This window comes from Maritalea myrionectae, from assembly GCF_003433515.1.
In the GTDB taxonomy this organism is placed as follows: domain Bacteria; phylum Pseudomonadota; class Alphaproteobacteria; order Rhizobiales; family Devosiaceae; genus Maritalea; species Maritalea myrionectae.
The window spans coordinates 1078481-1103889 of the sequence record NZ_CP021330.1 but is presented as its reverse complement, the minus strand read 5'-3'; the positions used below and the strand labels follow the sequence as shown (position 1 = coordinate 1103889).

24 protein-coding genes and 1 riboswitch are annotated in these 25409 nt (G+C 53.9%); of the genes, 9 read left to right on the top strand and 15 right to left on the bottom strand.

Annotated elements, in window-relative coordinates:
* The 4 genes from MXMO3_RS05340 to MXMO3_RS05325 form a co-directional block, all read right to left on the bottom strand.
* Complete coding sequence (locus tag MXMO3_RS05340; RefSeq protein ID WP_027834735.1) at positions 1 to 432, bottom strand: universal stress protein; 432 nt, start codon at positions 430 to 432, stop codon at positions 1 to 3.
* Positions 432 to 3044, bottom strand: a complete 2613-nt coding sequence (locus tag MXMO3_RS05335) for a TRAP transporter permease (RefSeq protein ID WP_117395198.1) — start codon at positions 3042 to 3044, stop codon at positions 432 to 434. Before MXMO3_RS05335 ends, MXMO3_RS05340 begins: the two co-directional genes overlap by 1 nt.
* Positions 3045 to 3184: 140 nt before the next feature.
* Positions 3185 to 4189, bottom strand: a complete 1005-nt coding sequence (locus MXMO3_RS05330) for a TAXI family TRAP transporter solute-binding subunit (RefSeq protein WP_425462131.1) — start codon at positions 4187 to 4189, stop codon at positions 3185 to 3187.
* Positions 4182 to 5045, bottom strand: a complete 864-nt coding sequence (locus tag MXMO3_RS05325) for a MurR/RpiR family transcriptional regulator (RefSeq protein ID WP_205468082.1) — start codon at positions 5043 to 5045, stop codon at positions 4182 to 4184. Before MXMO3_RS05325 ends, MXMO3_RS05330 begins: the two co-directional genes overlap by 8 nt.
* A 136-nt stretch (positions 5046 to 5181) precedes the next feature.
* Here MXMO3_RS05325 and MXMO3_RS05320 point away from each other — a divergent pair, with 136 nt between their 5' ends.
* Positions 5182 to 6507 (top strand): aspartate aminotransferase family protein, encoded by a 1326-nt coding sequence (locus MXMO3_RS05320; RefSeq protein ID WP_117395197.1) that lies wholly within the window; start codon positions 5182 to 5184, stop codon positions 6505 to 6507.
* The gene (locus MXMO3_RS05315) at positions 6504 to 7274 is read left to right on the top strand and encodes a beta-keto acid cleavage family enzyme (protein WP_117395196.1); all 771 of its coding nucleotides are present in this window, start codon (positions 6504 to 6506) and stop codon (positions 7272 to 7274) included. The genes MXMO3_RS05320 and MXMO3_RS05315 overlap by 4 nt, the downstream gene beginning before the upstream one ends.
* Here MXMO3_RS05315 and thiD read toward each other — a convergent pair.
* The 9 genes from thiD to MXMO3_RS05270 all read right to left on the bottom strand — a co-directional run bounded on the left by thiD (position 7249) and on the right by MXMO3_RS05270 (position 14373).
* On the bottom strand, positions 7249 to 7956 hold the full coding sequence (gene thiD, locus MXMO3_RS05310) for a bifunctional hydroxymethylpyrimidine kinase/phosphomethylpyrimidine kinase (RefSeq protein WP_117395195.1): 708 nt from the start codon (positions 7954 to 7956) through the stop codon (positions 7249 to 7251). The two genes, MXMO3_RS05315 and thiD, sit on opposite strands and share 26 nt — an antisense overlap.
* Positions 7950 to 8915, bottom strand: coding sequence for a HesA/MoeB/ThiF family protein (locus MXMO3_RS05305; protein ID WP_117396718.1), 966 nt, complete (start codon positions 8913 to 8915; stop codon positions 7950 to 7952). The genes thiD and MXMO3_RS05305 overlap by 7 nt, the downstream gene beginning before the upstream one ends.
* Positions 8912 to 9502, bottom strand: a complete 591-nt coding sequence (locus MXMO3_RS05300; protein ID WP_117395194.1) for a thiamine phosphate synthase — start codon at positions 9500 to 9502, stop codon at positions 8912 to 8914. Before MXMO3_RS05300 ends, MXMO3_RS05305 begins: the two co-directional genes overlap by 4 nt.
* Positions 9502 to 10269, bottom strand: a complete 768-nt coding sequence (locus tag MXMO3_RS05295) for a thiazole synthase (protein WP_117395193.1) — start codon at positions 10267 to 10269, stop codon at positions 9502 to 9504. Before MXMO3_RS05295 ends, MXMO3_RS05300 begins: the two co-directional genes overlap by 1 nt.
* Before the next feature lie 2 nt (positions 10270 to 10271).
* A complete protein-coding gene (gene thiS / locus MXMO3_RS05290; RefSeq protein WP_117395192.1) occupies positions 10272 to 10469 on the bottom strand; it encodes a sulfur carrier protein ThiS in 198 nt (65 codons plus the stop codon).
* Positions 10457 to 11407: an FAD-dependent oxidoreductase gene (locus tag MXMO3_RS05285; RefSeq protein WP_117395191.1), complete on the bottom strand. Its 951-nt coding sequence runs from the start codon at positions 11405 to 11407 to the stop codon at positions 10457 to 10459. The genes thiS and MXMO3_RS05285 overlap by 13 nt, the downstream gene beginning before the upstream one ends.
* Positions 11404 to 13203: a phosphomethylpyrimidine synthase ThiC gene (gene thiC, locus MXMO3_RS05280; protein WP_117395190.1), complete on the bottom strand. Its 1800-nt coding sequence runs from the start codon at positions 13201 to 13203 to the stop codon at positions 11404 to 11406. The genes MXMO3_RS05285 and thiC overlap by 4 nt, the downstream gene beginning before the upstream one ends.
* Positions 13204 to 13305: 102 nt before the next feature.
* A riboswitch (TPP riboswitch) is annotated at positions 13306 to 13428 on the bottom strand.
* 26 nt (positions 13429 to 13454) lie between these two features.
* Positions 13455 to 13991, bottom strand: a complete 537-nt coding sequence (locus MXMO3_RS05275) for a hypothetical protein (protein ID WP_205468081.1) — start codon at positions 13989 to 13991, stop codon at positions 13455 to 13457.
* Positions 13984 to 14373 carry a hypothetical protein gene (locus tag MXMO3_RS05270; protein ID WP_162889138.1) on the bottom strand — a complete coding sequence of 130 codons (390 nt, stop codon included), beginning with the start codon at positions 14371 to 14373 and terminating at the stop codon, positions 13984 to 13986. Before MXMO3_RS05270 ends, MXMO3_RS05275 begins: the two co-directional genes overlap by 8 nt.
* A gap of 110 nt (positions 14374 to 14483) precedes the next feature.
* Between MXMO3_RS05270 and MXMO3_RS05265 the strand changes: the two genes are divergently transcribed.
* Complete coding sequence (locus MXMO3_RS05265) at positions 14484 to 15365, top strand: sigma-70 family RNA polymerase sigma factor (RefSeq protein ID WP_117395188.1); 882 nt, start codon at positions 14484 to 14486, stop codon at positions 15363 to 15365.
* Between the two features lie 76 nt (positions 15366 to 15441).
* Here MXMO3_RS05265 and MXMO3_RS05260 read toward each other — a convergent pair whose 3' ends face one another.
* Positions 15442 to 17703 carry a methyl-accepting chemotaxis protein gene (locus MXMO3_RS05260; RefSeq protein ID WP_051213579.1) on the bottom strand — a complete coding sequence of 754 codons (2262 nt, stop codon included), beginning with the start codon at positions 17701 to 17703 and terminating at the stop codon, positions 15442 to 15444.
* Between the two features lie 198 nt (positions 17704 to 17901).
* Positions 17902 to 18129: a hypothetical protein gene (locus MXMO3_RS05255; RefSeq protein ID WP_027834748.1), complete on the bottom strand. Its 228-nt coding sequence runs from the start codon at positions 18127 to 18129 to the stop codon at positions 17902 to 17904.
* 124 nt (positions 18130 to 18253) lie between these two features.
* Between MXMO3_RS05255 and MXMO3_RS05250 the strand changes: the two genes are divergently transcribed.
* The 6 genes from MXMO3_RS05250 (at position 18254) to MXMO3_RS05225 (ending at position 25408) form a co-directional block, all read left to right on the top strand.
* The gene (locus tag MXMO3_RS05250) at positions 18254 to 18706 is read left to right on the top strand and encodes a c-type cytochrome (RefSeq protein WP_027834749.1); all 453 of its coding nucleotides are present in this window, start codon (positions 18254 to 18256) and stop codon (positions 18704 to 18706) included.
* A gap of 14 nt (positions 18707 to 18720) precedes the next feature.
* Positions 18721 to 20100, top strand: a complete 1380-nt coding sequence (locus MXMO3_RS05245) for a cbb3-type cytochrome c oxidase subunit I (RefSeq protein WP_027834750.1) — start codon at positions 18721 to 18723, stop codon at positions 20098 to 20100.
* A 5-nt stretch (positions 20101 to 20105) separates the two neighbouring features.
* The gene (locus MXMO3_RS05240) at positions 20106 to 20921 is read left to right on the top strand and encodes a CbbQ/NirQ/NorQ/GpvN family protein (RefSeq protein WP_051213580.1); all 816 of its coding nucleotides are present in this window, start codon (positions 20106 to 20108) and stop codon (positions 20919 to 20921) included.
* 4 nt (positions 20922 to 20925) lie between these two features.
* A complete protein-coding gene (locus tag MXMO3_RS05235; RefSeq protein WP_117395187.1) occupies positions 20926 to 22875 on the top strand; it encodes a nitric oxide reductase activation protein NorD in 1950 nt (649 codons plus the stop codon).
* A gap of 260 nt (positions 22876 to 23135) precedes the next feature.
* Positions 23136 to 24203, top strand: coding sequence for an extracellular solute-binding protein (locus MXMO3_RS05230; RefSeq protein WP_117395186.1), 1068 nt, complete (start codon positions 23136 to 23138; stop codon positions 24201 to 24203).
* 68 nt (positions 24204 to 24271) lie between these two features.
* Positions 24272 to 25408 carry an ABC transporter ATP-binding protein gene (locus MXMO3_RS05225; protein WP_051213581.1) on the top strand — a complete coding sequence of 379 codons (1137 nt, stop codon included), beginning with the start codon at positions 24272 to 24274 and terminating at the stop codon, positions 25406 to 25408.
* The last annotated feature ends 1 nt before the right edge of the window (position 25409 follow it).

The following is a 25409-nucleotide window of genomic DNA, read 5'->3' as shown; positions in this document are numbered from 1 at the left end:
CTAGCGCACCACATAAACTGAGCAGGTAGAGTGGCGCACAACGCGCGCAGCATTCGGCCCCAAAAGGAAATCACGAAAGTCCGGCTTATGCGCACCGATCACAATAAGATCGGTGCCGGCCTTCTTCGCCGTATGCAAAATTTCCTCATAGGCGTTGCCCACAGAAACGATGTGGCGCACATCTTTGTTCGCCTCAGCACCAACAACACTTTCTGCCACCTTAATAAGGTGATCATGCGCTGCCGCTTTCATCTTGTCTGTGTGATCAGCTTCAAAATAGCTGCCGACAACACTCATGCCATAGTCTGGCACAACCGTGATCACATCCAGGCGTGCATCGTCCAATTTGGCCAAACGATAAGCCTCTTCCAAGATATGCTTTTCATCATCGGGCCGATTGATATCGACCGCACATAAAACTGATTTACTCATTATGCACTCACCTCCCTCAAGGTTTTTGCACGCCGCGACTGCAAGAACGCCACAAATCCAAGCAAGATAAATGTTGGAATAAACATCAGTTCTTGCGGCAATTGTTGCACCCGCACTTTCGCTTCCTGCAAGGTCACGGGCTGATCACCATAAAAGTCGAAGTCACTCATCTTGTCGAAATATGGAGTGCCCGGGAAGGGTTCTTCCATGAGCAATTGATCCCCCTCAACCATAAAGGCCAATCCGAGCGCATCCAAACGTTCATCAGCAGTGGTGCCTTCATTAAAGTTCAGCACCAAGGTGCGTTCTTTTGGCTCACCCGTGTCAAAATCCGGTCCGCTCACAACGATCCGCATTTCTTTATCGGCATCAACCGAACCTACTGTTTCAGTGAAGGCGGCAGGTGCCACATCACGATAAGGTGGTTGAACTTGGTCCATAAAGAAATCGGGACGGAACAACGCGAAGGCGATCAACACCAGCGCAACACTTTCCCAGATCCGGCTTTTCGTGAGGAACCACCCCATGGTGCCTGCGGTAAAGACCAATATGGCTATGGTCGCGACCACAAATACGATGATCCCTTGCCACCACGTCACATCGATCAACAACAAATCTGTGTTGAAGATAAAGAAGAACGGCAGCGCCACTGTGCGCAATGAATAGAAGAACGCGATAAAGCCTGTGCGGATCGCGTCGCCGCCCGAAACGGCAGCGGCCGCGAAACTCGCCAGCCCCACCGGGGGCGTCACGTCCGCCATGATCCCGAAATAGAACACGAACAAGTGGACCGCGATCAGCGGCACAATCAAACCTGATTGTGCGCCCAATTCCACAACAACCCCGGCCATCAAACTCGACACCACGATATAGTTCGCCGTGGTCGGCAAGCCCATGCCCAAAATCAGCGAGAGCATGCCGACAAAAATCAGCATCAGGATCAAATTACCGCCCGAGATCAACTCGACCAAATCGGCCATCACTTGGCCAATACCCGTCAAAGTCACCGTGCCCACAATGATGCCTGCGGTGGCCGTCGCTAGGCCAATGCCAATCATATTGCGCGCGCCTTCAATCAACCCGGCAATCAAATCCATGATGCCCAGCTTGACCTTTTCGCCATAATCACCCGCATTGCGGAAAATGGCTTTCAGCGGACGCTGTGTCAGCAAGATGACAAACAGCAGTGAGGTCGCCCAGAAGGCCGACAGCCCTGGTGATTTTTGTTCAATCATCAAGAAGTAAACCAGCACCACAATTGGCAACAGATAATAAAGACCGGCTTTATAAATCTCAGCAATTTCAGGCAGCTCAACATCTTCCGAGTTTGGATCATCTGGCACCAAATCATCTGTTTTTGAAGCCAACCAAACCAGGCCGACATAGGCCATAAATAGCATTAGCGCCAAGATCCAGCCTGCATTCTCCGGCACCAAAGCCGTGACCCAGCGCACAGGATATTGAATGCCGTAACAAAGCGCTGCAAAGCCAGCAAAGAACGCGGCCATGCCACCGATCGTGCGGCCAACAGAAACGACCTTATTGCCCAAAGTCGGCATGTTGCGTTTCACCGCTTCAAGGTGAACGATATAGACCAACGCAATGTAAGAAATGGTTGCCGGGAGGAAGGCATGGGTGATCACTTCCACATAGGAAATGCCCACATACTCCACCATCAAGAACGCCGCAGCGCCCATCACAGGGGGCATGATTTGCCCGTTCACCGATGAGGCCACTTCAACCGAACCGGCCTGCTCGCTGGTGAACCCAACGCGCTTCATCAAAGGAATAGTGAAGGTACCTGTGGTCACCACGTTTGCGATGGACGACCCGGAGATCAACCCAGTCGCCGCAGAGCCAACCACAGCCGCCTTAGCCGGACCACCTTTGAGGTGCCCCAAAGCGCCGAAGGCCATTTTAATGAAATAGTTGCCCGCGCCAGCCTTATCCAAAAGCGCGCCGAACAACACAAATAGGAACACAAATTTCGTCGACACCCCAAGCGCGATACCAAACACGCCCTCTGAGGTGATCCACATATGGCTCATGGCTTTCTTCAGCGATGCGCCCTTCCAGCGCATAACTTCAGGCACCCAATCAGAAGAGCCAAAAAACACATAGAGCATAAAGATCGTGGCGATGATGGCCATCGCTGGGCCAAGCGCCCGTCTTGTGCCTTCAAACAAAATCAAAACACCGACAAGGGCCACCCACTTGTCAGTATCGTCAGCCAGCCCACCGGCGGCGACAATTTTGTCGTAAAAGAAAAAACCGTAAAGGGCGATAAAGGCACCCAAAATGCCCAAAATCCAGTCTTGAACCGGGATTTTATGGCGCGGACTCGATTTGAGCGCAGGATAGGCCATAAAGGCCAAAAACAGGGCAAAGGCCAAATGCAATTGCCGCGAATTATTGATCAAATCGCTGGGCAAAATATAGTTTGAAAGTGGAGACGCAAGCGCGACCTGAAAAACGGACCACACCAAAGCCACAACCGCGAGAAACAAACCAACGGCCCCTTCAGGGGAACGCGAACCAGCGTCACTCGACGCGACCAACTCCTGCAGTTCAGCTTCGCTCAGCCCTCTGCCATTATCCGAATTCTTGACCATTTTCTCCCCCTTAGAAAACCTTTTGCCTGAGCTTAGAGCCGCAAAGCACAAAGCGCCGTCCCCATGCACAGTATTTAACTATGCCGTAAAAAATGGCAGGGGCGCAAATCGGCCCCCGCCACGCTGTTGATAAGTATGACTTATTCAATCCAGCCTTGTTCGCGATAATATTTCGCGGCGCCATCATGCAATGGTGCTGAAAGGCCAGCAGTTGCCATTTCTTGAGGATCAAGATTTGCAAAAGCAGGGTGCAGCTGTTTGAAGTCATCGAAGTTTTCGAAAACTGATTTAACAACTGTGTACACAGCTTCTTCAGACACGTTGGTTGAGGTCACAAATGTTGCGCCCACACCAAATGTTGATGTGTCTTCATCATTGCCGCGATACATGCCACCAGGAATGGTTGCTGTCCGGTAGAATGAATTGTCATTGATCAAGCCAGTTACAGCTTCGCCGTCAACATTCACCAACACTGAATCACATGAAGTTGTGGCTTCCTGGATTGAACCGGATGGGTGACCAACGGTGTAAACCATCGCGTCGATTTGGTTGTCACAAAGGGCAGCAGACTGTTCAGCTGCTTTCAACTCTGTGGCCAACTCGAAATCATCCATTGTCCAGCCTTTGGCTTCCATCAACACTTCCATAGTGCCGCGTTGGCCTGAACCTGGGTTACCAATGTTCACGCGCTTGCCTTTGAGGTCGTCAAAGTTTGTCACGCCAGAATCGGCACGTGCCACAACGGTGAATGGCTCCGGGTGCACTGAGAATACAGCGCGCAGCTCTTCAAACGGACCAGCTTCTTCAAAGCGTGATGTGCCGTTATAGGCGTGATATTGCCAGTCAGACTGAGCCACACCAAATTCCAACTCGCCTTCGCGAATGGTGTTGATGTTGTAAACAGAACCGCCTGTAGATTCTACTGAACAGCGGATGCCGTGATCTTTGCGGCCTTTATTGACCAAACGACAAATCGCGCCACCTGTTGGGTAGTAAACGCCGGTAACACCGCCGGTACCGATGGTCACAAACTCCTCAGCTTGAGCAGTTGGCACAACCATAGCGCCAGCAATTGCCGCAACGGCAAAAGTTTTAAGGTACTTATTCATAAGACCTCCCTTTAAAGTTAGACTAGTTTTACGCATTCCAGGTTTCCCCGAACTGTTGATTAAGGCATTCGACTTCGAAAATACGTTGTTTCGCCGCCTTGCCTGATCCCGCCACAAGCATCCCAATGATCGTCTCGATCAGCACGATGGTTGCCGCGTAGGATGAGAAAAATTGTGGGCTGTCTGTCGCCACAATAAACCCAGTGTCGGCTTCCGCCAGCACGGGGCAAGAATGGGTGTCCGTAATCACAATCACCTTCGCGCCCATGCGCACAGCCGCCCGCACACCTTCTATGGTGCGCCGCGCGAATGGTGGTTTTGTGACAACCAACAAAACATCATTTTTGTTGAGTGCAGAAATTTCCGCCCCAAGCGATGCGCCCGCCCGGCCAGCGATGCGCCAATTGGAGGTGAAATAATTGGCCAGATAAGCCATATATTCCACAATCCCTGTTGAACTCAACGACCCAAGCAGCAACACGTTGCGGGCATTGCTCAAATAGCGCACGGCCTTCTGCAATCGATCCTGCGGAATATTTTGCGTCAACTGCCCGATATTGGCCGCACAGGCCGCCGACTGCTTGTTCAAAAATGGGGTGCAATCGCCCATTTCAGCTTCCGCCTGCAACTGTGACGCCTTATCGGTCATATTGCTGACGCTGCGCCCAAGCGCACCACGCAACATTTCACGCAGTTCTTCATAATTTGAAAAACCAAGCGCACGCGCCAACCGCGAATAGGTTGCGGGCGAAATGTCACTGGATTCTGAGATGGAGCGAAGGGATCGCGTTGCCGTATCAACCTGGTTCTTGACAATATAGTCGGCCGCAGCTTTGAGCTGTTTGCTCAAAGCGCCATATTCAGCCGCCAGTCGTTCCTCAAATTGAACCACTGCAATTGTCCTCGCTTGAAATCCCTCTTTGCAACAAAAATTTTTCATTTGTTTCATGGATTGTCAAGTCTCAAAACATATGTTTCAAATATTAAGTTACAAAATTAGTAGCCAATATTCATCAAAAGATCGACCAATGAGCAAAATTTTTCACCGCACATCTACCCAAATACCCTTAGAAGCCGTTGCCGGCGATGGCGCCTATCTGATCGATCAGAATGGCAAACGATATCTGGATGGGTGCGGTGGCGCAGCCGTGTCCTGCCTTGGGCACTCAGACGAATTTGTCAAACAGGCCATGCGCGACCAGCTCGATAAGCTTGCATACGCGCACACGGGCTTCTTCACGTCCGCGCCCGCCGAAACACTTGCAGAAAACCTGATTGCACATGCGCCGGGCGATCTCGACAAAGTCTATCTGGTGTCCGGCGGCTCCGAAGCGATGGAATCTGCGCTTAAATTGGCGCGGCAATATTTCATCGATAAGGGCGAGCCCCACCGCCATAAGGTAATCGCCCGACAGCAAAGCTATCATGGCAATACACTGGGCGCCCTGGCAACTGGCGGCAACAAGTGGCGGCGCGCGCCCTACGCCCCCATGCTGTTTGAAACTTTCCATATTTCGCCGTGCTATGAATATCGTCACCGCGCGCCAAATGAGAGCGTCGAATATTATGGCAAGCGCGCCGCCAACGAATTGGAAACCGAAATCCTACGGCTTGGCCCGGAAAGTGTCATGGCATTTGTGGCCGAACCGGTGGTTGGCGCAACCGCGGGCGCTGTGCCTGCCGTTGAAGGCTATTTCAAACGCATCCGCGAAATCTGCGACCAATATGGCATCCTGCTCATCCTTGACGAAGTGATGTGCGGCATGGGCCGCACCGGCACCCTATTCGCATGTGAACAAGATGGCGTCGCCCCAGATATTATGGGCATCGCCAAAGGCTTGGGGGCTGGCTATCAACCCATCGGGGCCATGCTCTGCACAAGTGAAATTGCCGACACCATCCGCGATGGCGCGGGCTATTTTAAAAACGGCCACACCTATTTGGGCCACCCCATGGCCGCCGCGGCGGCAAATGCAGTTTTGCACCGTCTGACCCAGGACGGGCTGGTCGACCGATCCAAACAAATGGGTGTAAAATTCAAGGCTGCACTTCAAGACCGTTTCGGTGACCATCCCTATGTTGGCGATATTCGTGGGCGCGGCCTCTTTATCGGCGTTGAAATTGTCGAGGATAGAGAAACCAAGGAACCGTTTGATCCAGCGCGTAAAATCCACGCGCATCTAAAGCAAAAAGCCATGGAAAACGGACTGATGATCTATCCCGGTAACGGCACAAAAGATGGCATTTCCGGCGATCATATCCTGTTGGCGCCATCCTTCATCATCACCGATGATCAGATCGGCGAACTGATCGACAAGCTGGGCCAAACATTTGATCAGGTTTTTGCCGCATGATTTCTTTGCCGCGCCTGATGGTGGCCCCCAACGGGGCCCGCAAAACCAAGCACGATCACCCGGCACTGCCCGTGACCATTGAAGAAACGGTGCAGACCGCAAAAGCCTGCTTCGACGCCGGAGCGGATGGGCTGCACGCCCATCTGCGCGATGCGGATCAACAACATATTCTGGACGCAGGCCTCTATAAAGAACTGCTCGCGGAACTACGAATCGCCGTGCCGAAAATGCAGGTTCAAATCACCACCGAAGCGGTTGGCCTCTATCAGCCCCCCGCGCAAATCGAGCTGGTGAAACAAGTTCAGCCAAAATCTGTTTCAATTTCAACCAAAGAACTGCTCTCCACCGGCGACCAAAAAGCCGCCGCAGAGCTTTATCTATGGGCGCAGGAAAACGGTGTCGCGGTGCAACATATCCTTTATGACACCAACGACCTTGCCGCGCTCTACCACATCTGCATTGACCACAATATCAGTCGCGAAAACATCCAATTGCTCTTCGTATTGGGTCGATATACCAGCGATCAGCAGAGCGATCCGTCGATGCTGACTCCGTTTCTGCACCGCCTTGCTGAAATTGAAATGATCGCCGATTGGGCCCTCTGCGCCTTTGGTCAGGGCGAAACCGATTGCCTCATCCGCGCACATCAATTGGGCGGCAAAATGCGCGTTGGCTTTGAAAACAATGAACTCAATCCAGATGGCAGCGTGGCGAAGGACAATGCCGAGCGGGTAACCCTGCTCAATCGCTTGCTTGCAGCCCACTGATCCAATTCTGCACATAGTGATGCGCCTGCCGCACTGCCGCCTCCAGCGCCAGCCCGTCCGCCAAGCCGCAGGCAATCGCGGTCGACAGGGTGCACCCCGTGCCACGCGGGGTAAAGGCCTGCTTTTGTGCGGCAAATACGGCCTCGCTTTGCCCCTGCGTCAGCACATCCTTCAGCACATCGCTCTCCCCATGCCCACCTTTCAGCAACGCGGCACGGCATGAGTTATGCAACCGCTCAACCCCCAAAATCTCAGCCTCAGGCAGATTGGGCGTGACCAGTGTAACCCACGGCAACAGGCTTTCCTTCAGCGCCGCGATGCCGTCATCCGACAGGAGCCGCGCCCCGGAACTTGAGGCAATAACCGGATCAAGCACAATCGGCAATTCTCGCCCTTGAAGGGCATCGGCAACGGCCCGCACCACGGCTGCATCGCCCAACATCCCAATTTTGACAGCCGCTGGCGCATCATCCGCAAACGCCGCTTCAATCTGCGCCTTCACCAAGTCAGCATCGACAAGCTCGACACGCCGAACAGCGTCATTGCTTTGCGCGGTCACCGCGGTCACCACAGGCTTCACCGCAAACCCAAATTCTGCGGCCACAGCAACATCCCGCGACAAGCCAGCGCCGCCGCTGCTGTCCGTCCCGGCAATCACCAATATGCTGTGAGGTTTCAACATGCACAGGCCGCCATCAGCGCCAAATTCTTGTGCCCCTGCGCCTGCAATTGCTTGGCCCCGCGCCATGCGCGCAACCCGGTTTGGCAGGCCAACACCAAGCGCTGACCGTCATGAAAGTTAGCCCCCGCCAGCCCATCAATCTGCCGCCGCTGCGCCTGCGTCACGATCATCTCTGGCGCTTCACCTTCACCCCGAAGGTCGAACACCAGATCATCACACCGCACCCCTTCGCGCCCCAGAAACGGCCAAGCGGCTGACGGTTCTGCCGCCCCCAAAAAGCTGAAGCTCGAGAAGCTAAGGTTCCGCGCATCCATGCGCACCACCTGCCCCAAGGGCGACGGGCTTTGCCCCAGCAGCACCGCCAATACCATTTGGGCCTGCATCGCCCCGATCATGCCCACCACCGGACCAAGCACACCGGCCGTGGCGCAATTGGCTGCTTGCGTTGGCAAGTCCGGGAATACGGCCCGCAAACTCGGCGCACCGCCACAAAAGCCGCCCGCATATCCCGCCTGCCCGAGCACAGACGCAGAAATCATTGGCTTTTTCTGCGCCAAACATTGATCCGACAAGATATAAGACACGGCGAAACTATCAGCCGCGTCCACCACAATGTCCGAGTCCGCCACCAAAGATTCCGCATTGTCCGGCGTCAACGCCTCGGCGATGGACTGCACCACAATATAAGGATTGCGCGCCAAAAGCTGATCTCGCGCCCGCTTCGCTTTAAACGCGCCAATATCTTTGGTTTCAAACAGGGGCTGCCGATGCAGATTGCTTTCCTCAACGCAATCCGGATCAACAATCGTCAAACTGCCCACCCCGGCACCGGCCAGATAGTGCAACACGGGCGACCCGAGTCCCCCCGCCCCCACCACAAGCACATGAGCTCGCGCCAGTTTCGCTTGGCCATCGCGCCCGACTTCAGGCAATTGCATTTGCCGTTGATAGCGCGTCATGAACATGTCTTGATCCATTCCCGCGTCCGCGCTTCCGGGTCGTCAGCAAACTGAATATCGGTGACCACGGCCACACTGTCAGCGCCCGCCGCCAACACGCCCGGCGCCCGTTCCACACTCAGCCCGCCAATGCCCACCAGCGGCACATCGCCCACCATCTGCTTCCAGCGCGTCACCCGCTCCAGCCCCTGCGGCGCCCATTTCATTTTCTTCAATATGGTCGGATAAACAGGGCCTAATGCCACATAGGCAGGATTGAACGACAACGCCCGATCCAACTCGCCTTCATCATGGGTGGAAAGCCCAAAGCGGATATTTGCAGCACGAATGGCCTCAAAATCCGCCGCGTCCATATCCTCCTGCCCCAAATGCACAAAGTCGCAATGTTCTTCCATCGCGATTTGCCAATAATCATTCACAATCAACTGGCAGTCATGGGCATCACAAATCTGCTTGGCACGGCGGATTTGCGCCCGCACCTCATCTATCGGCGTATCTTTAATCCGCAATTGCACCAGCTTCACGCCCAAAGGCACCAAACGCGCAATCCAATCAACGTGGCCGACAATCAAATAAAATTTTTCCATCAGTCAAACACCGCCATGCCCAAAATGGGGGTGGAGGGCACAGCCATATCGCGCCGTTCCATCATTTGCGCCGCATAGCCCTGACGCCCAGCCTCAATCGCTTGCGCCATGGCCGCACCCATCACGGCCGGGTCGCCCGCCTTTGCGACGGCCGTGTTCAACAATACCGCATCCATGCCCAACTCCATCGCCATGCACGCGTCAGAGGGTCGGCCAATCCCCGCATCGACAATCAGCGGCACATTCGGAAAATGCGCCCGCATCGCGCGTAACGCATCCGGATTGCGCAAACCCTGACCGGAACCGATAGGGGCACCCCAAGGCATCAGAACCTCGCAGCCTGCTTCCAGCAATTTCTCGCCCACCACCAGATCATCCGTGGTGTAAGGAAACACCTGAAAGCCCTCGTCGCTTAATATTCGCGCCGCCTCGACCAAACCGAACACATCCGGTTGCAGATTATCGCTATGGCCGATCACCTCCAGCTTGATCCAGTTGGTGCCAAACACTTCCCGCGCCATCTGCGCCGTGGTCACGGCTTCCTTCGCTGTGTGGCACCCCGCCGTGTTGGGCAAAATCTTGACGCCAAGCTCTTTGATCAACTGCCAAAAGCCAGTACCCGCCCCGTCCGCACCTTCGCGGCGCAAGGACACGGTGATGATCTCTGTGCCAGACGTCTTCACCGCCTCCGCCAATATCTGCGGCGACGGATATTGCGCTGTGCCCAACAGCAAGCGCGAGCCGATCTCTTCGCCATAAAGCTGCATGATCAGCCTCCCTGCATCGGGGCAAGAATTTCGAGCTGATCCCCCGCCTGCAACACGGTCTCCTGCCGCTGCTCACGGGCCACAAACTGACCATTTAATGCCGTGGCCAGCGCCTCGCCTTCATAGGACAATTCATCCAGCGCTGCCGCGATATTGGCCGCACTGACCTCTGTCGCTTCGCCATTGACTAGGATGCGCATTTCATTTGCTCCTGCTCAAACTGATCGGCCAATCGCTGCGCCATCGCGGGCGCGAGCAAATAGCCATGTCGGTAAAATCCATTCAGATGATATGTCTCGTCCCGCTTGATGATGCGCGGCAGATTGTCGGGAAAGGCCGGACGCAAACCAACGCCGGTTTCAATCACGCTCGCTTCCCCAAAACCGGGATGCAGCGCAAAGGCCGCGCCCAACAATTCCAGCGCGGACCGTAGGCTGATCGCCCGCCATGAATCGCTCTCCACCATCGTCGCCCCAAGCATGTAAATGCCGTTGCCACGCGGCACCAGATAGATCGGAATACGCGGATGCAACAGCCGCACGGTGCGGGTGATCGTAACGTCTGGACACTCCAGCATCACCATTTCACCGCGCACCATGCGCAGCTCCGGCAAGTCTACAGCCCCACCGCGACAATCAATATCGACGCGCTCAGGCGCAGGCTCGCCAAACCGCACCTCACCGCCCAGTTCTTCAATCTGGCGCACCAAATCCTGCCGCGCTTGCCGTGGGTCTAAATGACATTCCTGATTAAAAAACAACGCCTTGGAAAACCGTCCGGCAAGGTCCGGCTCCAGATCCGCAATCCGATTGTCCCCCAGCTGCTCATATTGTTCGGTGCGGCTGGCAAACTGGCGCAATTCGGCTTGATCCCGCGGCGGCGCCACCACCAACGTGCCAGTGCGCTGCACCTCAGTCACCTTGGCCCACCAATCGGCAGCGCCCGCACCAAGCCGCACCACATCTTCCGGCGCACTCACCTTTTCGCACCAGGGGGCCAACATGCCCCCGGCCAAATGCGAGCTTTGATTGAGTTCAAGGCTCTCGCCCTGTTCAAAAACGGTCACCTGATGCCCGCGCCGCGCCAATTCCAGCGCGACACAAAGGCCGGCAACCCCGGCCCCGGCAATCGTGATCATTCGCCCGGCTCCTTGATCGGCATATAAAGATCGCCACCTTCGCGGAATTTTTCCGCCATGGCTTCCATGCCTTCTTTCTGAGCTTCGGCACGAATATCATGGCTGATCCGCATGGAGCAGAATTTCGGCCCGCACATGGAACAGAAATGCGCCACCTTGTGCGCCTCTTTCGGCAAGGTCTGATCGTGGAAATCGCGCGCCGTGTCCGGGTCCAATGAAAGGTTGAACTGATCTTCCCACCGGAACTCAAACCGCGCCCGGCTCAGCGCATCATCGCGCCGCTGCGCCCCGGGCAACCCCTTGGCCAAATCCGCCGCATGCGCCGCGATCTTATAGGTGATCACCCCGGTTTTCACATCATCCCGATTGGGCAGGCCCAAATGCTCTTTTGGCGTCACATAGCAAAGCATGGCACAGCCAAACCAGCCGATCATCGCCGCCCCGATGCCAGAGGTGATATGATCATAGCCCGGCGCAATATCAGTGGTCAGCGGCCCAAGCGTATAGAACGGCGCCTCATGGCAACACTCCAATTGCTTGTCCATATTTTCCTTGATCTTGTGCATGGCCACATGGCCCGGCCCCTCAATCATCACCTGACAATCTTTCGCCCAGGCAATTTTGGTCAATTCGCCCAGCGTTTCCAACTCAGCAAATTGCGCTTCATCATTGGCGTCAGCAATCGAACCGGGCCGCAAGCCATCACCCAATGAAAAGCTCACATCATAAGCGCGGCAAATGTCGCAAATTTCGTCAAAATGCTCGTAGAGGAAGCTCTCTTTGTGATGGTGCAGGCACCATTTGGCCATGATCGATCCGCCGCGTGAAACGATGCCCGTCACCCGGTTCACTGTCATCGGCACCATATGCAAGCGCACGCCCGCATGGATGGTGAAATAATCCACCCCCTGCTCGGCCTGCTCGATCAGTGTATCGCGGAACACTTCCCAGGTCAGGTCCTCGGCAATGCCATTCACCTTTTCCAGCGCCTGATAAATCGGCACCGTGCCAATCGGCACTGGCGAATTGCGGATAATCCATTCCCGCGTATTGTGAATATTGCGGCCCGTGGACAAGTCCATCACCGTATCCGCACCCCAGCGGATCGCCCAAACCATCTTGTCGACCTCTTCCTCCATCGACGAGGTAACCGCAGAGGTGCCCATATTGGCGTTGATTTTCACCAGAAAATTGCGGCCAATAATCATTGGCTCACATTCGGGGTGGTTGATATTGGCCGGGATGATGGCGCGGCCCGCGGCCACTTCATCCCGCACAAATTCAGCCGTCACATAATCGGGGATGTTTGCGCCCCAATCCTCGCCATCGCGTTCTTCTTTGATCGCTTCGCGCAACTGATTTTCACGAATGGCGATAAATTCCATTTCCGGCGTCACAATGCCCTGCCGCGCATAGGCAAGCTGGGTCACCGCTTTGTCATCGATCGCCCGAAACGGCTGCGGCTTCACCGGAAATTCAGGCGTTAGCCGATCTCCTTCCACAAAGCCATTGTCAGCCGGTTGAATATCGCGGCCCTGATAGGTCTCCACATCGCCCCGCGCTTCAATCCATTTGCGCCGCAATTGCGGCAGCCCGGTTTGAATATCCGCCGTGAAATTCGGATCAGTGTACGGCCCGGAGCTGTCATAAACCGGCAAGGGCGGCTCGCCCGCTGTCGGGTGCACGGAAATTTCGCGCATGGGCACACGCACATCATCAAAGCGTTCGCTCTCGACATAAATTTTGTGAGATGCGGGCAGTTGGTCTTCGGTAATTTTGGGATTAGGCAAATCCATTTTGGCGCTCCTTAAGTTCTAAACTCAAAAAGACACCAGAAGAATTATGGCTGGAAACGAAGGGACTAACCCCCTCAACAAAGATATCACGACCCTAGTTCGGTGCCGCAAATTTTCGCTTCCTACGCCAGTATCAACTGGGTCAGGTTCAAAGGGTCGCGTCACCGAATATTGCTATTCTGTCAGCCTCTCAGTCCCCTAGGCGGGACCCCCCTGCAGTTCTTTTGGGGTAGCGCTGTTCTTGGTTTCTGTCAAGCGGGGGCATTTTCGGCGGCGGGTCCAAAACGCAAAATCGAACAGGCATCCACATTGCCCGTTGCCCGTTTCAACACCGGGTAAACCCGTCCACACGCGGCGGCAAAACTAGCCGCAACAGCCGCCTCTTCGCCATATCGCTGCACGATCTCAGCCCGTAAATCCAAAATGTCCGGCCCGCCAACAATGGCATTTTGTGCAAACAAAAACCCAAGGCCGCAATCCGTATCAGTGCGGGCATTGCCCATGGCACATGCTTCCAACTCCATCGGGTTCACCCCCAACTCAATCGCCTGATCGACAATCAATTGCGCACAGGAACCGCAATCACCATCCATTGTGGAGGCCAGCGCCGCCCCCGCCCAAATATCTTTTGCTTTTTTTGGGCCGCGATATTGGCTGAGCAATGGCAACAACCCAAGCCGCAACCCCGCCCCATTAGACACATTGATAATCTGGTGCATATAGCCGCCATCATAGCCATATTGATCTTCGAATTTGCGGGTGCTGCCGTGTAAAATCGATTTAAGCATATTGGACTCTCCGATTTGGATGTTTGAAAGCGAGAAACAGCGCGGCCCAAGCGGGCAGTTGAATGCCAAACAGATTGCTAAAGGCAATCAGATCGAGCGGCACACCGCGTTGAAACCAAATGAAAATATGAAAAGTGGCGTGTAAAACCGGCCAGAACGCCCCGCATACAATTGCGGTCTTATCGTGCCTGTATAGCCCGTAGGCCATGGCCGCGGCGCTGGCGAAAAACACCAACCCAAGATCCATCACAAAGTGCATGTTAAACGGTCCCATTTCTTTCACGCCGGGCGTGATTTGATACCAACTCATCGGGCTGAAAAACATCCAGACCGCCAGTATGAGAAACCAGCCCACAAGCAACCATTGAAGTGTTCGCGTCATCTTTATCTCCTGTATTTTGAAGACCAGACGAAATAGCGCTTGGAAATGTGACCGAGTTCGGTCACATTTTTTAAAGCCCAACCGTCTACCTCTTAGAACAGGAGGGCCCGATGCAGGACCAAAACAGAACCGAGATTTTTGAAGCTGAACGCAAGCGCTTGTTTGCATTGGCCTATCGCATGCTTGGCTCGGTGGCCGATGCAGAAGACATGGTGCAGGACAGCTTTGTGCGTTGGAACAATGTGGACTTGGCCAGCATCGACAACCCGCAGGCTTTTCTCACCACCATCATCACCCGCCTGTCGCTCGACTATCTCAGGTCTGCCAAGGTCAAACGGACCAACTATGTCGGCTCTTGGCTACCAGAGCCTTTGGTGACCGAAACGGCAGATGCGCCAGATCAAATGAGTGAGAAAGCCGACGACATCTCATATGCGCTGATGCTGACGTTGGAAAAACTATCCGCAGCCGAACGCGCCGCCTTTTTGTTGCATGATGTTTTTGATCTGCCTTTTGATGAAATCGCCAAAACGCTTGAGCGTTCCGAAGCGTCGTGCCGCAAACTGGCCTCCCGCGCCCGTCAAAAAGTGCGCAGCGAAGGCGAAGAAACCTTACCGACGCCCACAATCGAACCGCTGGTGAACTCGTTTATGACGGCACTCAAAACCGGCGAAATTGACGATTTTGTCCAATTCATCGCGGAAGATGCCGTATTGGTCACCGACGGCGGCGGACTAAAATCTGCCACCCTATTGCCGATCTATGGGCGCGAAAAAATTATGCGGTTCTTCTTTGGGGTGGCCAACAAATATGGCCATCCCAGCCCTGAAGATATCAAAATCACCACCATCAATGGCACGCCTGGTCTGCTGGTCGTTGATGAGGTCGGAGATTTGCAAGTATGGTCATTCTCATGGTCACCAGATGGAAAAATTGCCGAATTTTATATTCTGCGAAATCCTGAAAAATTGGGCCATTTGACGTTTAACTAAACGTCCTAAAACACAAAAAAGCCGCGTCCACTTGCAGGCAGACGCGGCTCAATCAATTTAGGCATCTATGCCAGCACTATGCGGCAAAGCCTTCATCAAGCGCTTCCTCAGAGAAAGACATCGCATCTTCCGTTCTGAACAGTTCGACGATTCCATCCAACTCATTGGCTTGCGCTTCTGTTTGCTCAATTGCGGCATTGGTTTCTTCCACCAACGCGGCATTATGTTGCGTCATGGTGTCCATTTCACGTACGGCAACATTCACCTCTTCAATCGCTGAGGCCTGTTCCTTACTGTCGCGAGCAATCCCCTCGATCAGCGAATCGTTTTCTTTCACCGCAGCAAGCATATGACGCAGGCGTTCGGCAGCTGATTCCACCAAATCAGAACCGCCTTGAACCTCTGTCGCGCTTTGCTCGATCAGGGCTTTCACCTCATTCGAAGCCTCCGCGGCAGATTGCGCCAAGCGCCGCACTTCAACCGCCACAACCGCAAAACCTTTGCCCGCTTCGCCAGCTCGGGCAGCTTCAACTGAAGCGTTCAAGGCCAGCAAATTGGTTTGGAAAGCGATATCGTCAATCATGCCGATAATATTTGAAATCTTGGCAGATGAACTTTTGATCTGCTCCATGGCAGCGTTCGCTTGTTCCATCACCTCACCACCAGCCGTGGCTTCTTCGCTCACTTGCCGCGATTTGGCCGACACATCATCCGCGCGCCGCGCATTTTCCAACACTGTGTTGGCCAATTGCTCGATCGCGGCCGACGTTTCTTCAATCGTGGCGGCTTGCTTTGTCGTACGTTCACTCAAATCATTGGCACCTGCAAGAATTTCGCCTGTGGCCTGCTTCACCCCACCTGAGGTCCGGCGCAAGCGGCCAACGATTTCTGCAAGCCTATCAGCCACTTGGTTGGTGTCCATTTTCAGCTTGTTGAACGCCCCTTCATATTGGCCATTCACCCGCTTGGTGAGATCAGTTTGTGCTAGCGCCGCCAACACTTCACCGGTTTCATCCAACCCACGGTCCACCGTTTCTACCAAAGAGTTGACCGCAGCGGCCAATTGGCTCAGATCTTCTTGGTCATAGTGCCCTTCAATTCGCTGAGAAAAGTCGCCTGACACCGCGGCAGAAACAACGCGGCGCACTTCATTTTGCAAGGCGTTGCGCACTTCTTGCTCGCGACGATCGCGGGCTTGTGTCTGTTCTTTTTCTTCATCCAGCTGACGCATTTCCAGCCCGTTAGACCGGAAAGTTTCAAGCGCACGCGCCATCAAACCGAGTTCATTTGACTGTGGTGCATCACTTAGATCCACATCAAATTCGCCCTTGGCCAATCGCTCCATATTGTCGGACATGTTGGAAATGGTGCGGGTCAACCAATTGCCTGTGGCAAAGGCCAAAACTGCACCTAAAAGGGTGGCCAATATGCCAACCGCCAAAACAATGATTGTAGCATTTTGCGCTGTGGCTTTGGCAACCGGACCAAGCGCATCTTGGCTTTGGCGCAAAACAGTTGTCAGCTCAGCATAACTCGCCGCCAGTTGATCAGCGTAAGACTGCATATCCTGTGCGGCCAACTCATCAATCGTCAACGTCAGATCGCGGCTTTGTGCCATCAACTCGCGGTAAGTTTTAACGCTGTTGGATACTGCGGCAAGTTTTTCACCCAATGGTCCATCACCATCAGAAGCAATCAGCTTATCGAAAGTTTGAACGGTTGCTCCAGCTTGTGCATCAAATTCAGCAAAAATGGCCTCGTCCGCGGTCTGCAAATAACGGTAACCCAACATTTGCAACTGGCTGACTTGGGTGGCCGCTTGGCTCACCGCAGCAGCAAGGGCCGGCATAAAGGCCAAGTTGGTCGTTTCAGACATAGCCTTGGAAGTTTGAGAAAGGCTGTTGGTTGCCTCGCCCAGCTGCGTCAAGGTTTCAGCGCGCTGCTCTTCCAAAAGAATAATCGTGTCAAAAACATCACGCAGGTTCGCAGCAGAAACCTCAATGGCTTCAATTTCGGCCATGGCGACGGGCAGATTGTCGAACTTTGCGACACCATCAGGATCATTTGTGGCCACATCATCAATCCAAACACGCGCCTCTTGCGCTAAAGCGGGCGTGGGCGCAGACGAATATTTTTGGATGGAGAGAACCATCTGGTGATAGTCCGCGACATAATCGCTGACCTCACCTGCCTGCTCGATCGTCCGCTGATAGCGGTCCGATACAGTCGAGAGCGTTTGTAGGCCCCAATAGGCCACAACGCTAACAACGACCAGAAACGCAATTATGGTGCCAAAACCACCAATAATCCGTGCTTTAATCCCAAATTTCGCAAACATGATGAAAACCTTTAGATGGACAATTGTAATCATTATCCACGGGACGAGTTAAGGATGAATAAAAATCCAAGACTTTCACCACTGCTATTCAAAGCATAGCAATATTGCCGACGAATTTACTTTCGCATGTTAAATAAATGGGGCAAGCAGATCGAGGTAGGTAACACGATGCGCGTTCTACCAATAAAAATGTGCGGTCTATTTCTCGGCCTCAGCAATCAGGCCACGCACCCACCGCAAGCAAAGCCAGTTGGCAGGCACAGCAAACGGTAGCGCAAACAACATGGCCTGATAGGGCGACAACACCGACAGGCCGAAAACTTGCCAGCCAAGGCTGAGCATAAACAGGTTGATTGCCACGGCACCCCATACAAACGGGTACAGAACTACAAAAAGCCAATCAAATTTCTCGGGCGTGCTCACCATGCCAAATCTCCGTTTTTCTTGAATTTAGCAGTAGCAAATGCCTGCTTCTTTGCGCCCGCGCAAAGAAGCAATCAGCTGAATCGCTAATTTGCCTCCATCTGCACGTTTCTAAAAGGAGGTAAGCATGCGGGAAGTTCTCACGAAGAACGCGGCACGCAATATATTTTATGGCGGGTCCTTGTTCTTCATCCTGATTTTTGTGGGTCTTTCTGCCCACTCTCATTGGTACATTCAGAATGTTTCAACCGATCACGCTGGGCTGACTGAAAGCGTCGCCAAGGGCAAACGCCTTTGGGAAGTCAAAGCCTGCATTAACTGCCACTCAATTTTGGGCGAAGGGGCTTATTTCGCACCGGAGTTGGGCAATGTGATGCAGCGCTGGGGCGTTCAAGACGACCATGAAACCGCCTTTGAAGTGTTCAAAGGGTGGATGGAAGCCCAACCCACTGGCATCGAAGGCCGTCGCCAAATGCCGCAATTCAATTTGACCGATGAAGAATTAAAGCACCTGACAGACTTTTTGCTCTGGACAGGCACAATCGACACTCAGGGCTGGCCGCCCAATGATGCCGGTTAAGAAAGGGCTGAACAATGAAATATAAAACTCAAAAAATCGCATTGGCGTATTTCACTTTCGCGCTGATCCTTTTCGCCGTGCAGGTCACCGGCGGTCTGTTGGCAGGTCTGGTGTATGTCATCCCCAATTTCTTGTCTGACATTCTGCCCTTCAACATTATCCGTATGCTGCACACCAACAGCCTGATCGTGTGGTTGATTACCGGCTTTTTCGGGGCCGCCTATTTTCTGGTGCCGGAAGAAGCAGAGCGCGAGATCCACTCGCCCCTGCTGGCCTATATCCAACTCGCCATCCTGGTCCTCGGCACGGTTGGTGTGGTGATCACTTATGTCTTCAATATTTTTGAAGGTAACTGGCTGTTGGGCAAAGATGGCCGCGAATTCCTGGAGCAACCCGGCTGGGTTAAACTGGGCATCGTCGCTGCCGCACTCATCTTCTTGTACAACATCTCCATGACCGTGTTGAAAGGCCGTAAAACAGCCATCGCCAACATCTTGATCGTTGGTTTGTGGGGTCTCGCACTCTTGTTCCTGTTTGCTTTCGTCAACCCAGAAAACCTGGCGCTTGATAAGCAATATTGGTGGTATGTGGTTCACCTTTGGGTGGAAGGCGTTTGGGAGCTGATCATGGCTTCAATCCTTGCCTATCTCATGCTCAAACTGACTGGTGTAGACCGTGAGATCGTGGAAAAATGGCTCTATGTCATCGTTGCGACTGCCTTGTTCTCTGGCATTTTGGGCACAGGCCACCACTATTATTGGATCGGTACTCCCGGCTATTGGCAGTGGATCGGCTCAGTCTTCTCTTCACTTGAAGTGATCCCATTCTTTGGCATGATGGCGTTTGCCTTTGTCATGGTGTGGAAAGGCCGTCGTGATCACCCCAACAAGGCTGCACTCTTGTGGTCACTTGGTTGTGCCACCCTCGCCTTCTTCGGCGCTGGCGTGTGGGGCTTCTTGCACACATTGCATGGAGTTAACTTCTATACCCACGGCACACAGATCACTGCAGCGCACGGTCACCTCGCCTTCTTCGGTGCCTATGTGGCCCTGAACCTGGCTATCATGACCTATGCAATGCCCATTTTGAAAAACCGTGATCCTTACAATCAGGTTCTCAATATGGCGTCATTCTGGCTCATGTCAGGTGGCATGGTGTTCATGACCTTCGTGCTCACCTTTGCTGGCACCGTGCAAACCCACCTGCAACGGGTGCGTGGCGAAGATTATATGAGCGTGCAAGATGAGATCGCCCTGTTCATGTGGATGCGTTTCGGGGCTGGCGTTGCCGTTGTACTCGGCGTGCTGCTGTTCCTATACGCGATCTTTGTACCGAAAAAAGAAGTCATCAAACCAGGCAAAGTCGTGGCCAGTGCCAACGACAAAGCGGAGTAAGCATCATGCATGGTACTTTTGACAAAAACATCAGAAAGGACGGGGCATCAGCCCCGTTCTACCTGCCGCAAGCAGACGAATGTGATCTGTTTGAAGCCGCACACGACAACAATCTACCCCTGTTGCTCAAAGGGCCAACCGGGTGCGGTAAAACACGCTTTGTCTCCCACATGGCGGCTAAGCTCGGCAAAAAACTCTACACCGTCGCTTGTCACGACGATCTATCTGCAGCCGATCTGATCGGGCGCTATTTGCTCAAAGGCGGCGAGACCGTCTGGGTGGACGGCCCCCTTACCCGCGCCGTGCGGGAAGGCGCCATTTGCTACCTCGACGAGGTAGTGGAAGCCCGTAAAGACGTGACCGTGGTGCTGCACCCGCTCACCGACGATCGGCGCATTCTGCCCATCGACCGCACAGGCGAAGAGTTGGAAGCAGCCCCCGGCTTTATGCTGGTGGCGTCTTACAACCCCGGCTATCAGAACATTCTGAAAACCCTAAAGCCGTCCACACGCCAACGTTTTCTGGCGATGGAATTTAACTTCCCCGCCTTTGACGAGGAAGTGCAAATCGTCATGCAGGAAAGTGGCATTGGCAAAGACCGGGCCGCCCTTCTGGTGCGTCTGGCTGGCAAATTACGGGCCTTGAAAGGGCAGGATTTGGAAGAAGGTATTTCCACCCGCCTGATCGTTTATGCCGCCACCATGATCGAAAAAGGCATGCCCGTGGAACGTGCGGTGCAATCTGCCATGATTGAACCCCTGACCGATGATGAAGACGTGAAACTGGGTCTTAATGATCTGGTTGCCGCGGTGATTGGATAGCAAGATGGATAAGACCTTTGATCCCCGCCATATTGAACCTTGGGAACCAGAAGAAACCATTGGCAAAATCTGGCATGATTTCGCCACCCAAGCGACTGCACCCGTGCAGTTTGAAGACGCCGCGATTGAACTCGGCGTGCTTTCAAAACGCTTGGCGGTCTTCTTCCGGGGTTTAGGCGGGCATCATAGTGTCGATATCCGTCCTGTTGCCGCAGAAGCCAGCGACCAGCGCCTCTCTTTTCGGCAAAAACTGGGGCATGAACGCTTGGCGGTGGCGCGGGCGTCTTTTGATGGCGAAGTGTTGCGCCTGCCCGAAAAGCTGGCCTTCTTTCCCGATCAAAACGCCAACGCCGCCCTTTATATTTGGTTGACCGCAAGTGCCGCATTCTCCACGCCATTCGAACCACAAGACAACCCATTGGCGGCTGACTTGATGGCGCTGGCGCGGGCACAAAAGGTCACCAATCAAGTCCTGAAAGAATGTCCAGGTCTTGCGGCATTACACGGCGAATTGGCCGCCATGAGCCTTTATGTGCGCCCCGCGCATAAATTGCCGAAATCAGAAGCAGCCATTGAAGAAATTATCCAACACTTGCTGGGCCACCCTGCCCCCTTGGGCACACTGGCTGAGATCTATTTGGACCGTATCGAAAAAGGCAATTTCGAGGATATAGCGGCGCCCTCCAACTATTGCCCCTTTGCGCCCGTCCCCATGTGGTGTGAAAATCGCGATCTGCTGTTCAGCGCCCCATCTGATGTGGCCACCATGGATGCCGAACGCGCCGAGGAGGTTAACAAAGAGGGTCTTTTCCGGGCAAGGCGGCGCAAGTCCGATCAGGCCGAGCGCAAGGACAGCCTGATCCTACACAAATTCGAGGCGATCCTTTCCTGGGCAGAGTTTATGAACCTCAATCGCCGCGTCGATGACGACGACAATGACGACGCAAAAAAGGCAGCGGACGATCAGGACGAGATTGGCCTCGGTCAGATCTCCAAAGCCCCAGCAACCCGTCTGAAACTGCACTTGGATCTCGCCCCCGAAGATGTGGACCGCGAGCGTTTGGCGGGCAAAACCCTCTATCCTGAATGGGACGTGCGCACCAACGCCTATCTGCCAGACCATTGTCAGGTGTTTGAAAGCAAGGGTGAAATCAAAGACGAAGTCCCCTCTTTTCGCGCCGACGCAAACTCCGCCCGCCGGATAAATGCAGTGAAACGTCAATTTGAAGCCCTGCGCCCCGGCCGCGTCATCATCCCCGCCCAGCGCGATGGAGATGATTTGGATATGGAAGCCGCCGTGCGGGCACAGGCAGACTTGAAAGCCTGCGGCGAAAGCAATGATAATATCTGGCGGCAATCCCGCCCCGAAGCGCGCGACTTAGCCGTCTCCATCTTGCTGGACGTCTCCCGGTCTACCGAAAGCGCGGTCGGCGACAGGTCCGTCATTGAAGTCGAGCGTGAGGCCCTTGCGGCCCTCGCATGGGGTCTCAACGCGTGTGGCGACAATTTCGCCATCAACGCCTTCTCCTCACTCAAACGCGACCGCGTCTATCTGACAAAATGCAAAGATTTTAACGAGACGATGAGCGAGAGCGTCGAACAAAAAATTGGTGCGCTCAACCCCGGCTTTTATACGCGACTTGGGGCCGCCATCCGGCACACATCCGTGGAGCTGGCCAAACAATCCAGCAACAAACGACTATTGCTCGTGATCACCGATGGCAAACCCAACGATCTTGACCATTATGAAGGCCGCCATGGCATTGAAGATACGCGAGTAGCGATCAATGAAGCCCGCCGTCTCGGGCACGCTGTTTATGGCATCACCATCGACGCCAAGGGCCAAAGCTGGTTTTCCCGCATGTTCGGCCCCGGTCGTTTTTCTATTATTCCACAGCCAGAAAAACTGACCCAAGCCCTGCCGCAAATCTATCGGCAATTGGTGATCGGCTAAGCAAATACGGGCGTCTTCGCACAGCAAGACTTGCGCAAGACTGCCCGGAATTGCATTTTTTCCATTCAGTCAAATGTGACAAAACTGATAATTTCTTGACAGGACACATCAAACTGAATGAATATCTTCAAACTGTCACAAAAGTGCTAAGGTTGTTGATTAGACCTCACGGCATCGCACAACCGTGGCGCGATAATAATAAGGGCGCATGTCATTGGGCAAACTTTTGGCTGGACGTTCAATTCAAGTGGAGAGAAATCATGAAAAAGATTCTGACATCAGGCATCGCACTGCTCGCAGCAGGCGTTATGGGCGCAACTTCTGCGCAGGCTGAAACGCTGCGTTTGTTGACCTGGGGCGGCTACGCACCGGAAAATGTTATTGAGCTGTTTGAAGCGGAAACTGGCCACACAGTGGAAGTAACCAAATCCAACAACGAAGAAATGGTCGCCAAGTTGCGCGCCACAAATGGCGGCGGCTTCGATTTGGCCCAGCCCAGCCAAGACCGGATCGCCGGTGCACAGGCTGAATTCGACATTTACAAGCCAATTGACCTTTCAAAAATCGACGAGAGCCAGTTTATCACGTCCATGCTGGAAGCCACCAAGGGCAACACCACCTATAATGATGAAATCTATGGCGTGCCGCACGTTTGGGGCACATCAGGCCTGGTGGTCAACAAAGCCGAAGCAGGCGATGTAAAAGACTATCTTGATCTTTGCGATGATTCAGTTGCTGGCAAAGTATCCTACCGCTTGAAGCGTCCAACACTGATCGGCTTCGCCTTCTCAATGGGTCTTGACCCCTTCGCCGCTTACAATGACGAAGAAGCCTATAAAGACATCTTGGCCAAAGTTGAAGACAAGCTGATCGAATGTAAGCCAAATGTGAAAACATATTGGGGCGGTGGCGACGAGATCAAAAACCTCTTGCGCTCTGGCGAAGTGGTTGCAGCCATGGCTTGGGATACAGGCGGCTGGTCTTTGAACGAAGACAATGCAGACATCACCTTTGTGGCCCCTGAAGCTGGCGCTTTGGGCTGGATCGACACATTCGTGCTGCCTAAGCGTGGTCGTGCTGACGAAGCGGCTTATGCGTGGATCAACTTTGTGATGCAGCCTGAAATTGCTGCGATGATCACAAATTCTGCAGGCAACTTCACAGCCTCTAAAGGTGGCGATGAAGGCGTGGATGAAGCCCTGAAGGTACGCTATCAGGAAAGCTTCCCGCCAGAAGCTGTTGACAACATCAAGTGGTACCCAACCGTGCCAGCGAACCTCGAAACTCTCGAAGGCGCTGTACTTGATCGCGTAAAAGCAGCAAACTAAGCGAACGCACATCAATCTTTAAAGAGAGGCGCGAACTTCGCGCCTCTTTTGCATCGCCGGAGCCTTGAATGAGCCAGCAACCTGCCTCTGCACAAAACACCAATCCCGCTGCTGCATTTGATTTGGAATGCCGCAACATCAACAAAGATTTTGATGGTTTCAAAGCGGTCAATAATGTCAGTTTCAATGTGCCCACCGGCACTTTCTTTTCGATATTGGGCCCGTCCGGCTGCGGTAAAACCACCCTGTTGCGCATGGTGGCCGGCTTTCAAACGCCTTCCAGCGGCGATTTGCTGATCAAAGGCAAGTCCATGATCGGCGTACCGCCCAACAAGCGCCCCGTCTCCATGGTATTCCAGCATCTGGCGCTGTTCCCCATGATGGATATTGCCGCCAATGTGGGCTTTGGCCTGCGCCAGCGCGGTGTGCCGCGCGAAGATATTGCCAAGCGTGTAGAAACCGTTTTGGAACGGGTAGGCTTACCGGGCGTCGGCAGTCGCCATATCAGCCAGCTTTCTGGCGGCCAGAAACAGCGCGTGGCCATTGCCCGCTGCATGGTGCTGGAGCCTGATGTCCTTCTGCTGGACGAACCCCTCGGCGCGCTCGATTTGAAGCTGCGCGAGCATATGAAAATTGAGCTGAAAAAGCTGCAATCAGAATTTGGCACCACCTTTGTTTATATCACCCATGACCAATCTGAAGCGCTGGTGATGAGCGATCAGATTGCGGTGATGAACCATGGTGAGTTCGAACAGGTGGGCGCTGCCCGTGAGCTTTATCACGAACCCAAAACAGCCTTTGTCGCGGGCTTTGTGGGCGAAGCCAACAGCTTCACCGCAAAAGTGGACAGCATCAATGGTGATGCCGCCACACTGGTCAGTGATGACGGGTTGAACATCAAGGGCCATGACGCCTCCGGCAATCTGCAACAAGGCGACAAGGCCAAAGTGTATGTGCGGCCGGAATCGATCCGGCTGGCCACCAGCGCCGACCAACTCGACAATGTTGAAAATCTCAATCAGGGCATTATCGAAAACATCCTGTTTAACGGCGCCAACAGCCACATCTTGCTGCGCGAAGAAAAATCCGGCGGTGAGCTGAATGTGGCGATCCCGCAAACCGGGCAGTTCCGCGACCTCACCAGAGGCGACAAAGTCTATATCGGCTGGGAAGCAGCGCAAACCCGCTGCTATAAGGAGAGTTAGA